The sequence below is a fragment of the Bradyrhizobium sp. 186 genome (genome assembly GCF_023101685.1).
In the GTDB taxonomy this organism is placed as follows: Bacteria; Pseudomonadota; Alphaproteobacteria; order Rhizobiales; family Xanthobacteraceae; genus Bradyrhizobium.
Map to the genome: position 1 here is coordinate 130,325 of NZ_CP082165.1, position 13,308 is coordinate 143,632.

A 13,308-nucleotide genomic window follows, 5' to 3' on the forward strand; every position below is an offset into this window, starting at 1 on the left:
AGGACATGAAGATGAAAGACTCGAAAACTCTGCTGCTGAATTATCTCGCCTCGGTCCGTGATCCGGAACGCGCCGCGTCGCTGTTTGCGGAAGACGGGGTGTTCGAACTGCCGTTCCTGCGCTCGCTCGGGGTCGAAGCTCGCTACACCGGCCGCCGCGAGATCACAGCACTTGTGCGCAAGCTAATCGAAATCTATCCCAACTTCTCGTTCGCGCCTGATGATACCCGCATCCTGATCGAGACGCCGGACAAGACCTTCGCCGAATATGTAGGACGCGGGCGCGCCGCGGCGACCGGGCGAACCGCCCATCATCTGTTCACCGGGTACCTGGTGGCAAAGGCTGGTGAGATCAAGCTGCTGCGCGAATCCTTCAACCCGTTGACGATGGCGCAGGCGCAATTGCCGAATGGTGTAGCCGACATCGGACCACCCGGCGATGAGGTGCACTCGTTCTGATCGAGCACGAAATGACAAGCGCAGACCGTCAACCCCGCCTGGGCCGCAAGACGGTCTGTTCCTCTTATCAACTGACCTTTGTTCTTTCGGCAAAAAGGAAGAAGTAAAAATATGACCGTCATCTCGGTAATCGTTGGGAGTACCCGCGAGGGCCGTTTCTCGGAAAAACCCGCGAAGTGGATTCTGCAACATCTGAAGCTGCGCGAACGGGTCGACGCTCGGCTTCTCGATCTTCGCGACTTTCCGATGCCGTTCTTCGATCAGGTCGCAACGCCGGCTACGCCCGGCCGTCCACCCTTCGCGCATGAGGTGGTTCAGAGATGGACGGCGGCGGTCGCGCAGTCCGACGGTTTCGTCTTCGTCACTCCCGAATACAACTACGGACCCTCCGCGGTGCTCAAGAATGCGATCGATTGGGTCTATCCGGAGTGGAACCGCAAGGCGATTGGCTTCGTGAGCTATGGCTCCGCGATGGGCGCCCGCAGCGTCCAGCAGCTCCGTGAAACCGCGATCGAGCTTCAACTCGCCCCGATTCGCTCATCGGTGCACATCCCGGTCGCAACCCTGTGGGCGCACTACCAGGGCGGCGATGTCGACGCGGGACTGGCCGAGCTGGAGGCACCCGCCGGGATGCTGATCGACGATCTGCTGTGGTGGACCGCAGCCTTGAAGACGGCGCGCGCAAGCGCGTCCTGATCGCAACTACGCGGCGGCTCTATTGCTGCGCAATTTTCACAGCCATCCAGATGTCCCTTGCCCTGCCAAATCACCATCACCGAGCCAAAACGCAGGTAATCGCGTCGCATATCCGCAACGGACAGTTCTGTCACCAGGTCCTCCGCGACGGAAATTGGACTGGAGACTGGACACCCGACGAGGCCGTTACGGGCTGACGGCGCACAAAGGAAACGAGCATGAGTAACTCCCCCTCGAAGGGCACTTCCCACCTGGCATACACGGGCTTCAGTCTGGACAGATCGACACCGTCGCTATGGCGCGTGACCTTCGACACCCCGCCGATCAACCTCATCGACCCGGTGATGATCGTCGCGCTGCATGATCTGCTCGCCGAGATCGAGCAGGACAACCGGGTGGCCGTCGTGGTGTTCGACAGTGCGGACGCGGACTTCTTCCTGGCGCACTACGACATCGTGGCCGATCAGTCCGCGTTCAACGCGTTGCCTGCGGCGCGCACCCCGTTCCACCATTGGGCGAACCTGCTGATCAGACTCAGTAGGTCGCGGGCGGTGACGATCAGCGCCCTTCGGGGCAGAGCTCGCGGTGCGGGCAGCGAGTTCGTCCTCGCCACCGACATCCGCTTCGCCAGTCGGGAGCGGGCTGTACTGGGGCAATTCGAGGTCGGGTTCGCCGCCGTGCCTGGAGGCGGCCCGTCGACCCGTCTGCCGGGCATGGTTGGTCGCGGGCGGGCATTCGAAATCCTGCTCGGTGGCGAGGACTTCGACGGGGGCCTCGCCGAGCGGTATGGCTACGTCAACCGCGCCGTTCCCGACGCGGAGTTCGTTGGCTTCGTCAATGCCTTTGCGGAGCGGGTCTCGCGGTTCGACCTGCTCGCGCTGGCCGACATCAAGCGCTTCGTCAATGCTGCGTCGCTTCCCGCCGCTGCGGCTCTGATCGCCGAAATGGACGCCTTTGCGGAGGCCGCCGCCCGCCCGGCCGCGCCCTCCATCATCGGGCAGGCGTTCGAGCACGGCTTCCAGCAGCGCAGCGACGTCGAACTGAACCTAGGCGCTTACGTAGGCATGGTCGCCCGCAAGCCACGCACGGCCACATCAGGTTGATGCGGGGTGACCAGGGTCGTCCTCGCAATTTGACAGTTTTGATCAGGGGAGTGAAAAATGAACAGGCTTGAAGGAAAAATCGCACTCATTACCGGTGGTAATAGCGGCATTGGTCTTGCGACGGCAAAGCAGTTTGTGAACGAAGGCGCGCATGTCTTCATCACGGGCCGTCGTGATCCCGAATTGGCCGCGGCAGTCAAAAAGATCGGACGAAATGTAACCGCCGTGCAAGGAGACGTATCGAACCTTGGCGATCTTGATCGCCTGTTCGCACAGATCAAGCGGGAGAAGGGCAAGCTCGATATCGTATTCGCCAATGCCGGTATGGCGAAGTATGCCGCCCTCGGCAAGATAACCGAGGAGCTCTATGACTTGACCTTCGGCATCAATGTAAAAGGTCTGCTTTTCACGGTGCAGAAGGCGCTTCCGCTGCTGTCGGACGGCGCCTCGATTATCCTGAACGCTTCGATCGTTGCCAGCAAAGGGTTGGCGTCGAATAGTGTTTATAGCGCCACAAAGGCCGCTGTGCGCTCCTTCGCACGGACATGGACGACGGATTTGAAGGGGCGTCGCATTCGCGTGAACGCGGTAAGCCCGGGCTCTACCGACACGCCAGGACTAAGCGATCTGCTAGCTTCCGGCGAAGCGGGCCAGGAACGCTTGAAGATGATTTCCAACACTGTCCCGCTCGGCAGGCTCGGCACGCCCGACGAGGTCGCCAAAGCCGTGGTGTTTCTCGCATCCGATGACAGCAGCTACATCACGGGAACGGAATTATTTGTGGATGGCGGCTTCGCACAGGTATAGGCAATTGCGGAGAATTCCTGCAAATCCACCTGATCTAAACACCCAGGTCTTCACGGCAAGATTCGCTAAACGCAGGAAGCAGATCGACGGCGAACGCCGTTTTTCGACGAATGAGCGGTTAGGCGGACGATCGGAGGAAATATCGCAGATTTGCGTCGTGTGGGGAAAGGCGGTAGCGGTCTCTCGCTACCAAATTTCTACGATTTTGCCCGCTTTCCTTTGATCTTCTGCGATCCCTTGCGCTCAATGGTAGCGCCTCGTCAGTGCCAACGTTCGAATTCGTCCCATGAACTCGGACATAGGGTTTGAGGAAAAGCTCAGCTGGCGCGTGATGCCGATCCTCCGCACATCAACTCAAATGCTATTTGCTTTACCAGTAGCGAGCGCTTAGCCAGGTGCGGGCGAGAACACAAAACGCGACCTGATGACCTCTTACGGCGCTGTCTGAATGTCCGCTTGCGCCAAAAAGCGGCGTTCGGTGGCCGCCGCAAACGTGAATGGCGCATCGCCCGACCAGGCCGGTCTCGATCGCTCCGGCAGATAGCGCTTCAAGCAGCGGCGCCGCCGCCGGAAACTCCTTCCACTCGATCTTGTAGGGAAGATCCTTGAGAACGCCGGCGGCTTCCATCACAGCCTGCGAATTGCTCTTCTGGTCGCCGACGCGCAGCGTGGTTTGCGCGAGGGTTGGATGAATGGCTGCGACGATAATCGCGACGCAAAGCGACAGGACTCTCATTCTGCCGCAACGCCTCGGCTGTTCTGAAACTCCGCGATCAGGCGGCGCGTCGCCGGAATCAACTCACGGCCATAATCATTGCGTCCGAGTAAAGCCATGCGCTTGAAAGCGACTCTTTGCCCTGCGCAGTTTCCGGCTTCCACCACCCGTGCGGAACGCGTATCAAATTTTTTGGCATGTAAGGGCGCAGCTCAAAGATTGAATGCATCTGCCCCCCGCTCGTTTCGATACGCGCCCACGCTCCCTCTTCCAGACCATACTCCTGGGCCGTTTCAGGATTTACAAACAGCTTTGGTTCGGGGTTTGGCAAGGCAAGACACGCCTCGCAACTGGCGCTAATTTCACTGGCAAATCATTGTCCGCCGTGCTTCGCCAGAAGCATTTGAGCTAAATCGATGTTCGGTTCGAACTTGTCGCGGGTGCGCGTGTACAAGGCGCCCTCCATGCGGCCTATAAGGTCCATATTCTCAGCATCAATATGAAGACGATCGGCGTCGAGAACCGCTTCGTCGCGAACATGCAACATAACAATGCGGCCCAGGATTAAACTGAAATTTCCGAGCCGAATTTCCTGCATAAACTTGCATTCGAAGGACGCTGGGCTTTCGGCGATCCGTGGTGGCGCCACTCGTTCACTCGGCGATGTCGAAAGGCCTACGGCTGAAATCTCACTCACATGCGATGGAAATGGCATAGAGCTCGCCCGCATCTTCTCCGCAGCAGAAAACTGAACCAAACTAACGACAAATTCCTCCGTTGCGCGGATGTTGAGACAGGTGTCTTTTGGCTTCGATCCCCCATTCCGGCCTACACCGATTCCGACCGTCGCGGGCTCCGTACCAAACACATTGAAGAATGAAAATGGGGCAGCGTTTACAAGTCCATTCTTGTCTTGAGAGGTTACCCATGCAATTGGGCGCGGTAATACCGTCGCCAGCATCAACTTGTACCGCATATCTTCTGTAAGCGTTTCGAAGTCAAATTTCATAGGATTCTCCTCGTGAGTGCATGCACTTCGATACTAAGCTTTTCTCCCAACCGATCACCGACGAAAGCAACTGTATCGTTTGAAGCTGCGCCTAGAATGTAACTTGAAAAAGAAACAAGCTTCGTTCTCCAGCCTGACCTGCCGACTCTGAGAAGCTATTTGCTGCTGAGGAATGATCAAAACAAACGAAATAAAGCACTGGAAATGTGACTTTGTGTCACCTATTTGTGGCCTATGAGCACAATAGCTTCAATCCGCCACTTATCGGCCCTCCGCGCCTTCGAGGTAGCTGCGCGTTTACTGTCGTTTCACAAGGCCGCTCAGGAACTGAATCTGACGCCATCCGCCGTGAGCCATCAAATTAGAAGGCTGGAGCTCGAACTCGGACAACGACTGTTTGTGCGCGAATCTCGGTCCGTACGGCTGACCCCTGCGGGAGAAACACTTCGAGGTTATACACTGCGGGGCTTTTCAGAACTTTCCCGAGGCGTAAGTGCGATCGTTGATACGGCGGCCTCGTCGGAACTACGCGTAAGCGTCGCTCCCGCCTTCGCTGCTCGTTATCTTACGGCACGCGTCGCTGAATTTGAGCGATCAAACCCGAAACTCAAACTTAATCTTGATGTGAGCCAACCTCTTATCGATCTGACCGACGGAGAATTCCACGCGGCTGTTCGACTTGGCTACGGTGGCGGTCCAGGGCTCCATTCGGAAATCCTAGCACGCGTTACATCGGCGCTTGTATGCTCTGAGGCGCTGGCGTCTAAAATCGCCAATGTGGACGATCTGAGAAATTTTACGCGAATCGTGGTGACCCAATTGAGTCACGAATGGGACACTTGGTACGAGGCAATGGGAAAGAATCCCATTAAGCCAAACCGTTCCCTCCGCTTCACACCAATGTTAGATGGAATCCAAGCCGCCATCGATGGGATTGGCGTCACTATAGCTCCGATTATCATCATCGAAAAACATTTGCGCGATGGGCGCCTCGTTATGCCATTCGAGCAAACATTCGACTCTAAGGCATCGTATCTCCTCTTATGCAGAAAAGGAGAGGAAACGTCACATCGAATTATGCGGTTGCGCAGCTGGATAAATCGGATGATGCAAGAGTAAATTACTCTCATCTGCTTTCTCCAAATCCTTAACGCTCCCAATCTTTGTCAGGTTGAGGAACGTCTTGCACTCGGGCCATAATCGCTCAATATGCGAATCGGCGGCTTGAGCTGTCTCGCGCTTACCTAGTATGGCTTGCGCGCGGTGCGAATCGAGGGAATTAAGTTCCCCCGAAACGCCCAATCGCAGAGGTTAATCCGACGGGGCGATTGGATGTCCGTTCCAATTGCCCGCGCTATCGTCCCTTAAAGTCCGGTGCACGCTTTTCCATGAAGGCTTGAACGCCTTCTTTGAAATCTTCCGACGAAGTTAATCGAATTACTTCTGCAGGCAAGTCTGCCAGCGCAGCGCGTGGTCCTTCCTCCCTCATTTTGCGCACCGATGCGAGGGCGGCAACGACGCCGAGCGGAGAATTTCTGGCAATACGTTGCGCTATCTCCATTGCGTGTTTGAAAACGTCTTCCGCCGGCACCACCTCTTGCACTAGGCCCATCTGAAGAGCTTTTGTCGCTGAGAAATCATCGGCGGTGAGAATATAGTAAAGCGCGTTCCCAAGACCAATCTTGGGTGGGAGATTAACTGTACCGCTGCCGAACGGGAATAGCCCACGCGCAACTTCTTTTTGGCCGAATACGGTGTCGTCCGCTGCTACGGCGATGTCACTGGCAGCGACAAGCTCAACTCCCAGATTGAGGCATTTGCCATGCACGGCCGCCACGACTGGCTTTGTACGTCTTCGTGCGTCAGGTTGAACCTCGATAAAGTCAACAAGCGTAGGGTCGAATCTCAAGTCCCCGCGCGCGGCCAGCGGCCCGGCGCTCACCGTGTCCAATCCCGAACTAAAGACAATTCCATTGGCGTGCAGCACGCCAACCTTTAATGTTGGATCATCTTCCAGCATTGTCAGAGCCCGGCCGAGACCCCTGAACATATCCATATCGAACGCGTTCATCTTTCTTGGGCGATCAAGGCAGATCGATAGAACGGCGCCGTGCCGGGCGACGACGACCCGATCTTCCAACCTATTCGATGAAGCGCTGCTAACTGCGCGTTGCTCTCGCTCTCGAAGAACCAAGATGCGTCGCAGGATTTTCCCCGCGGGTGTCTTTGGAATTGCGTCGATAAATTCGATCTCACGTATTTTCTTATAGGGTGCTACGCGCTCGGCCACATAATCGAAGAGTTCCTGTTCGGTTACATTGGCGCGCTTCACGACAAATGCTTTGGGAACCTCGCCGGCCTCTGAGTCCGGACTCGCGACCACGCCCGAATCGGCTACCGCCGGGTGCGTTAGCAAAACTCCTTCGAGTTCAGCAGGGCTAATTTGGAAACCTTTGAACTTAATAAATTCCTTTGCCCGGTCGAGTATGAAAATATGACCGTCCGGGTCAATGCGGCCGACATCGCCGGTCCGAAGCCAGCCATCTTTATCGATAGCCTCTTCCGTGGCGGTGGCATTTTTAAAATAGCCCTTCATGATGTTAGGACCGCGCAACAGAAGCTCGCCTTCTTCTCCTGGAGGCAGGGGCTTGCCGGTGCCTAACTCTACAATTCGCGCTTCCATTCCGCGGTAAAGCGTCCCAACGGAGCCGAACGCGCTATCCGGCGCGTCGATCTCGGATATCGTGCCGACTGTCGTGGTCTCTGTTAAGCCCCAGGCGTTGATAATGGGTACGTTCATGCGCTTAGAGGCTTGCTTCATAACCTCCGGATTGATTGGCGATGCCCCCGTGATCACGAGCCGCAGACTGCTCAAATCAAAATGATCGACGAGTGGATGTTTGGCGAACATCTGAACGATGGGTGATACAACCGGGGCGAGTTTGATGCGTTTTGTTTCGATAAGCTTGAGGACGACCTCAAAATCAAAACCCGGCAAAACAATCAATGTGCAGCCGTTGCTCAGGCTGCATCCAACAAAAACAACAAGTCCGTAGATGTGGAAAAAGGGAAGTGCGGCGAGAACGATTTCGTCTTTCTGAAATTGTTGCTCCCTTGCCCGCAATTGCTCCACGCCGGCGACAAAATTTCGACCGGTCAAAATTACTGCTTTTGGCAGGCCGCTTGTTCCGCTGGAAAACAGCAATCCGAGTGGATCGTTGGTAAAATCTCTCGTTCGCTCTTCAAGAAGTGGTGTTGCTTTGAGCATCGTTTCAAACGACGATGGTCCTTCTGCACCGCCGATAACGATCGTTTCCTTCAGATTCAGATTTTCGATGGTTTTATCAAGTTTCTGAAGTACTTGTGGTGTCGTGATTAGGCGGGTCACGTCGGTTAGCTTCAGCAGCTTTTCGACCTCGTTCGGATCAGCAAGAGGATTGAGGGTGGTAAAAACGCCGCCAGCGTGCGCAATGCCCTGAACCACGACTGGATACCAGATAGTGTTCGGCATGATGACGGCGGTGACTTCGCCGAGTTTGAGCCCCCGCTCAACGAGCGCGCCCGCAAAAGCGCGGATATGCTGTGCAAGCTCCTTATACGTGATTTTTTCTTCCGAAAGGCCGTCAACGAGAGCGACCCTATCGCCGTACTGCTCAATGGCGGTCAAAAAATACTCGGAAAACGACGTCTCGGCTGGCTCAAATTGTTGTTTTGCGGCAACGTTGAATGCGACGCGATCGGACATGGCGACTCCTTGAGAGCGATAGGCGCTCGCGGCGACGCTAAGGTTCGAGGCCTCATCAGAGTTTGCGCCGCCTATCTCTTGTGACGGCCGATAAATACTTTCAACGACGAGGCGGCAACTGAATAAAACGATAGTCAGTTGACTCGCTGTCATCTATTTTTCGCATCATGGTAGCACTTGAACCCATTCGCCAGTTTTCTGGCTTTACGCTCGTTCGAAGCAGCAGCGCGCTTAAGTTCGTTTCAGCAGGCTGCCAACGAGCTAAATCTGACGTCATCTGCGATCAGCCACCAGATCAAACGTCTGGAAGACGAACTCGGTCAAAAGTTGTTTGTTCGCATGCAACGCAAGGTTTATCTCACCCCATCGGGCGAGACTCTTTACGCATCTGTTTCGGGGGCATTCTTGGAGATATCGCGAGGGCTTCGGGCGATTAATGCGGATGTTGATCCGGCTGAACTCCGCGCTAGCGCGGCGCCCTTGTTTGCCGCTACATATCTAACATCATGCATCGGTCAATTTGAGCGCGAGAACCCCCGCGCGCGGCTCGCGCGTGGCTACCGAAGCATCAGTTGAAAAGATGGATCTCGTGGTCATATCGACGGCCAATCCCGAGCGCGCGGCAGCGCTTTATGGCGCACGCCTGGGTCTTGATCTTTCCTTCGACAGGACCAATCGAGAGACTGGCGGACGCCTGATGCAATTCGGTGTGGGTGATATGCTGATCGAGGTGATGTCCAATCCCAGTCGCGAGGCCGATGGCAAGCCGGACGCGTTGTGGGGGATTGCGTGGTCGGTCGTTGACGCGGACGCCGCTCGTGCTCGTCTGGCCGCGGGCGGCCGCAACGTGTCGGACGTCAAAACCGGTGCAAAACCCGGCACGCGCGTGTTCACCCTGCGCGATGGGACCTGCAATGTGCCGACGTTGTTCGTGCAATACGTCGCCGAATAGTATCCTTCGTCCCAGCGCCGAAGCGAGAAATTACTCGTTTTTTGCGGGATATGAATCCGGGACGCATTGTCCCGCCGGGTCGTACGGGTCGTAATAGGATCAAGATCGCTGCTTGTGCTAAGCACGACCGAAGGACTGATAGAGCATTGGCTACTACCGCGCGTAGCAAAACTTCGTCAATTGAACGGTCGTTTGAATCTGGAGGTTATTTCCTCTCTCCAGCAGCAAAGCATCGCGACCAACGATCTAGATTTTGTAATCCGGATGGGAGATCCCGGCGAGAATGAGCTTGTTGGCAAGAGAGTCGCGACGGCGGCGTTTGGGATATTTGCATCGGAACGATATCTAGCGACCCACAGACCGCTGAGATCGCTGGACGATATGCAAGATCATGACATCATCGGTCACACGTCGGATTTTTCTGGATTTCAAAGTGAGCGCAGGGGCCAGTTACCACTCTTTACGCAGTTTTCTGCTGCGGCCGCGAAACGAAGCGTTCTTCGGGTAACGCCGCTCGCTAATCATTTTGCGGCGGCGGCGCACGATTTGGGGCTGGCATTCCTTGCGGTCCCCTTTGCGTTAGCCGAGGGGCTTGTTCGAGTATTGCCGCAGGAAAATGCAACGCTAAATGTCTGGCTGCTGCGCCGGAAGGAGAGCGATCTGCGAAAATTGACAAAGGAAGTTCGCCGTTTTCTGGAGGGCGAGTTTGCGAATTCACAGGAATGGCTCGCAGGTGAAACGCAATTACGGAAGGCAAGCCGCCGGAAGCCATAAAGGCGGTCCGTGCTGTTTTGCTGAACCGCAACCCCCTCTGTACGTTTCTTCCCATCGAAGCAGATCAAATCGTGGGAGAAATGCTCAAGCGTGCCAAGAGCGTCGGGCAGCCTGCACCCCTGTCGGAAGTCGTTTATGCTCATCTTAAGGCTTACGAGGCACGTCGTGCGCGCGAGCAGCAGGCGCGGTCCGGCCAAGCTTAGTCGATGTATCGGCGGTGATCACGCAGGCGCGGCCTCTGCGGGAGTTGAGGCCGCACCCACTCTTAATCTCAGGCGATAAGAAAAGCGTGTGCGTTATGGACGTGAGGGTGCTGTAAACTTGGTTTGATCGGGGAACCCTCGCTCATTGCTAAGAATAAGATTTCCGGTGTTCCGAATTTAAAGCCTTGCTCGACGTCAACCGAAAGCGCCGATGAGGGGATGCATTTCATCGCGCCAAGATATTTCAATCTGACGCCCGAATTGATGCACCGTCTTGGGTCGGTCCGCATGTTGAGACTGGGCCTGTTTTGTTTTCAGAGGAGTTCTCTCGATTGCACGCTCAATTGGGGAGGTAGGTGACTAAAAGTCACGCCGCCAGGGCTTATTTCGTTTGCCACCATTGTTGGTCGCGCGGCATTGTCAGCAACAAATCCGTTTCAAGTTAACGCTGGCGACGGTATTGCCTCGGCCGATTGCTTGGGTGACCTCTCAAGACAAATACGAATGCTGGTCTGAGTCTCATTGGTAGCGCAGGGAAATTCTCAATCATGAAAATAGCTGGATCTGTCGCGCTCGTAACGGGTGCCAATGGCGGCATTGGCCGCGAGTTCGTGAGCGAACTTCTCAAGCGCGAAGCCAGGAAGATCTACGTTGCCGTCCGAAATGAAAAGTCTCTGGCGGATGTTCTCCGATCGGGTGACCCGAGACTTATCCCGCTGATACTCGACGTGACGAACCAAGATCAGGTCAATGGAGCTGCTGCGTCCGCCGGCGATATATCATTACTGATCAACAATGCCGGCTATGCAGGCATGACTGGTGCCATGTCTTCTGATGCCCTGGAGCAGGGCCTTCGTGAAATGGAAGTGAACTACTTCGGACCGCTTCGGATGTCGCGGGCCTTTGCGCCTATACTGGCAAAGAGCGGCGGAGGCGCAATTGTGAATGTCCTCTCGTTTCTGTCTCTCGTCACATTGCCCCTTCTCGGCACATATTCTGCTTCGAAAGCTGCTGCGTTGTCTCTAACTAAGTCCCTGCGAGCCGAACTTGCAAAGCAAGGGACCACGGTGATCGCATCGATGCCTGTGGCGGTCGATACGGCAATGGGCGCGTGGAGCCAGCAGCCGAAAGTATCTGCATTTGATGCAGCATGGGACACGCTGAACGCAGTGGAGTCTGGCGAGCTTGATGTGCATCCGGGCGAAATTTCGCGAAATGCCGCGAATTCGTTTGTCGCTGATCCCAAAGCGGTGCAGGCGCGCTTTTCGGCCTTACTGCCTAACTGATTGGGTGAGTTTCGAGATAAGTTGGGAACGTTAAGAGCTGAGAGGGGCAAAATGATAACTCGCGGACAAGCTCAAAGTCAGCGTGGCTGACTTGGTTGGAGAAAACCCGACTGGCAAATCCGAGGATGCGCGTGTCGTTGGAATGTTTCGCGAATTGAAAGAGCTATCGACAACCGATCTGGACATGATTCAGCAGATGGTCGAGCGTCTGAAGCAGAGCAGGGACTAGGCCGCCATGGTCACGCGGCGCGATTCTCGAAGGTACAGGCTCACCGGAAGGTCTTGTGGCCCGAATCCTGAAAGCTGAGCCGAATCTGAAATATCCTGTGCCGATAGAGAGTTTGGCGGAGCAACTTGGCATAACGGAAATCGGTGAGCTAGAGACCGATGGTTTTGAAGGTTGCCTTTACGCGCTGGAGGATAAGCAGAAAGGCTTTATCCTCTTGAATAGGGCTTCTAAGGGCGGGCGTCGCCGATTCACTATCGGGCACGAGCGTGGCCACCTCTGCATCCCGGCGCACCGCCGATCAAAGCGGACCGCTTTCTTTGTTCTCGTGAAGATTTGCGTACTTGGACTGCGTCGGAGCAAGATGCTTAAACCCCGCGATGCGCGCCTCGGTGGGCGATCTTGTCCGCTCGATGAACTGCTACTATTCCAACCTCATCGAAGGTCACAATACCTTTCCGATTGATATTGATCGAGCGCTGAAAGACGAGCTCGCTCCTGAGCCGGAGCGCCGCAATCTCCAGCTTGAAGCGCGTGCGCACATCGACGTCCAGCGAATGATTGATCGGGGCGAGGCGCCGACGCCAGTGATGGCGCTAGAGTTTATCACTTGGACCCACCTCAATTTTTGCGAACGTCTACCCAACGAGATGTTGTGGGTCGAAAATCCGGAAACCAAAGAACGCCTAAAGGTCGTCCCCGGCAAGCTGCGCGATCGACAAGTAAAGGTCGGCAGGCACGTGCCGCCGGCACCGGATGAACTCGGCGCATTCCTCAAGCGGTTCGTCGAAGGCTACAGTTCGCCCCATCTCTCGCGACTTCGTAAGGTGATCGGCGTGGCCGCATCTCATCATCGCCTCGCCTGGATTCACCCTTTTCTCGACGGCAACGGCCGCGTGACCCGACTGTTCTCGCACGCTCTGTTGCGTGAGCTCGACGTCGGTTCGGAGCTCTGGTCAGTTTCGCGTGGTTTGGCACGACGGGTGGCCGTTGTTGCGCGAGGCAGTGATTGCCGGTCAATTTTCGCGCGGAAAAGCCGCTGAGCTCACCGGGTATGAAACAAGGCAGGCCCGAACGGCTCTAAATAAGCTCATCGATCTCGGATATTTGGCAGCGCCAACATCAAAAAGTCTCGGCTTCCCAGCCGAAGTCGTCGATCGATGGTTTCCTCGACTGTATCAGCCGCCGGGGGCCAACTAACGAAATTGGTCTCGCTGCAATTCTCGCCCACATAGCCGCCACCGCAGCAGGCACATTTGGTCAGTCCCGAGGAGAGGTATTTGGGTCGCCGACGTTCCCGGAAATGGTTCTCGGTCTCGCCGTCGTCGCTGCGG

The 13,308-nt window shown here is 56.0% G+C and carries 12 protein-coding genes and 1 pseudogene; 10 read left to right on the forward strand and 3 right to left on the reverse strand.

Features of this window, described 5'->3' with window-relative positions; genetic code table 11:
• Positions 1-11: 11 nt before the first annotated feature.
• The 4 genes from IVB18_RS50385 (at position 12) to IVB18_RS50400 (ending at position 3,064) form a co-directional block, all read left to right on the forward strand.
• On the forward strand, positions 12-458 hold the full coding sequence (locus IVB18_RS50385; protein ID WP_247992212.1) for a nuclear transport factor 2 family protein: 447 nt from the start codon (positions 12-14) through the stop codon (positions 456-458).
• Positions 459-569: 111 nt separating this feature from the next.
• Positions 570-1,154, forward strand: a complete 585-nt coding sequence (locus tag IVB18_RS50390; protein WP_247992213.1) for an NAD(P)H-dependent oxidoreductase — start codon at positions 570-572, stop codon at positions 1,152-1,154.
• Positions 1,155-1,372: 218 nt separating this feature from the next.
• Positions 1,373-2,257, forward strand: a complete 885-nt coding sequence (locus IVB18_RS50395; protein WP_247992214.1) for an enoyl-CoA hydratase/isomerase family protein — start codon at positions 1,373-1,375, stop codon at positions 2,255-2,257.
• A gap of 57 nt (positions 2,258-2,314) precedes the next feature.
• Complete coding sequence (locus IVB18_RS50400; protein ID WP_247992215.1) at positions 2,315-3,064, forward strand: SDR family oxidoreductase; 750 nt, start codon at positions 2,315-2,317, stop codon at positions 3,062-3,064.
• 477 nt (positions 3,065-3,541) lie between these two features.
• Here IVB18_RS50400 and IVB18_RS50405 read toward each other — a convergent pair.
• Positions 3,542-3,800, reverse strand: a pseudogene (locus IVB18_RS50405) (ABC transporter substrate-binding protein); the annotation flags it as partial.
• 352 nt (positions 3,801-4,152) lie between these two features.
• Entirely contained in the window at positions 4,153-4,788 is a 636-nt protein-coding gene (locus IVB18_RS50410) for a flavin reductase family protein (protein ID WP_247992216.1), read from the reverse strand.
• Positions 4,789-5,022: 234 nt separating this feature from the next.
• On the opposite strand from IVB18_RS50410, the gene IVB18_RS50415 reads away from it, so the two are divergent.
• Positions 5,023-5,907: a LysR substrate-binding domain-containing protein gene (locus IVB18_RS50415; protein WP_247992217.1), complete on the forward strand. Its 885-nt coding sequence runs from the start codon at positions 5,023-5,025 to the stop codon at positions 5,905-5,907.
• A gap of 235 nt (positions 5,908-6,142) precedes the next feature.
• On the opposite strand, the gene IVB18_RS50420 is transcribed toward IVB18_RS50415, so the two are convergent.
• The gene (locus tag IVB18_RS50420; RefSeq protein WP_247992218.1) at positions 6,143-8,533 is read right to left on the reverse strand and encodes a crotonase/enoyl-CoA hydratase family protein; all 2,391 of its coding nucleotides are present in this window, start codon (positions 8,531-8,533) and stop codon (positions 6,143-6,145) included.
• A gap of 177 nt (positions 8,534-8,710) precedes the next feature.
• On the opposite strand from IVB18_RS50420, the gene IVB18_RS50425 reads away from it, so the two are divergent.
• The 5 genes from IVB18_RS50425 to IVB18_RS50445 all read left to right on the forward strand — a co-directional run bounded on the left by IVB18_RS50425 (position 8,711) and on the right by IVB18_RS50445 (position 13,017).
• Positions 8,711-9,109: a LysR family transcriptional regulator gene (locus IVB18_RS50425; RefSeq protein WP_247992219.1), complete on the forward strand. Its 399-nt coding sequence runs from the start codon at positions 8,711-8,713 to the stop codon at positions 9,107-9,109.
• A 4-nt stretch (positions 9,110-9,113) separates the two neighbouring features.
• Positions 9,114-9,485 carry a VOC family protein gene (locus IVB18_RS50430; protein WP_247992220.1) on the forward strand — a complete coding sequence of 124 codons (372 nt, stop codon included), beginning with the start codon at positions 9,114-9,116 and terminating at the stop codon, positions 9,483-9,485.
• Positions 9,486-9,599: 114 nt separating this feature from the next.
• Entirely contained in the window at positions 9,600-10,259 is a 660-nt protein-coding gene (locus tag IVB18_RS50435; protein ID WP_247992221.1) for a LysR substrate-binding domain-containing protein, read from the forward strand.
• A gap of 751 nt (positions 10,260-11,010) precedes the next feature.
• Complete coding sequence (locus IVB18_RS50440; RefSeq protein ID WP_247992222.1) at positions 11,011-11,748, forward strand: SDR family NAD(P)-dependent oxidoreductase; 738 nt, start codon at positions 11,011-11,013, stop codon at positions 11,746-11,748.
• 606 nt (positions 11,749-12,354) lie between these two features.
• Entirely contained in the window at positions 12,355-13,017 is a 663-nt protein-coding gene (locus IVB18_RS50445; protein WP_247992223.1) for a Fic family protein, read from the forward strand.
• The last annotated feature ends 291 nt before the right edge of the window (positions 13,018-13,308 follow it).

Bases quoted from the DNA above. Each gene is read 5' to 3' on its own strand.
- IVB18_RS50410 (WP_247992216.1), bottom strand. From the start codon at position 4,788: ATGAAATTTGACTTCGAAACGCTTACAGAAGATATGCGGTACAAGTTG.
- IVB18_RS50390 (WP_247992213.1), top strand. From the start codon at position 570: ATGACCGTCATCTCGGTAATCGTTGGGAGTACCCGCGAGGGCCGTTTC.
- IVB18_RS50440 (WP_247992222.1), top strand. From the start codon at position 11,011: ATGAAAATAGCTGGATCTGTCGCGCTCGTAACGGGTGCCAATGGCGGC.
- IVB18_RS50395 (WP_247992214.1), top strand. From the start codon at position 1,373: ATGAGTAACTCCCCCTCGAAGGGCACTTCCCACCTGGCATACACGGGC.
- IVB18_RS50415 (WP_247992217.1), top strand. From the start codon at position 5,023: ATGAGCACAATAGCTTCAATCCGCCACTTATCGGCCCTCCGCGCCTTC.
- IVB18_RS50420 (WP_247992218.1), bottom strand. From the start codon at position 8,533: ATGTCCGATCGCGTCGCATTCAACGTTGCCGCAAAACAACAATTTGAG.
- IVB18_RS50400 (WP_247992215.1), top strand. From the start codon at position 2,315: ATGAACAGGCTTGAAGGAAAAATCGCACTCATTACCGGTGGTAATAGC.
- IVB18_RS50385 (WP_247992212.1), top strand. From the start codon at position 12: ATGAAAGACTCGAAAACTCTGCTGCTGAATTATCTCGCCTCGGTCCGT.
- IVB18_RS50445 (WP_247992223.1), top strand. From the start codon at position 12,355: ATGCGCGCCTCGGTGGGCGATCTTGTCCGCTCGATGAACTGCTACTAT.
- IVB18_RS50430 (WP_247992220.1), top strand. From the start codon at position 9,114: ATGGATCTCGTGGTCATATCGACGGCCAATCCCGAGCGCGCGGCAGCG.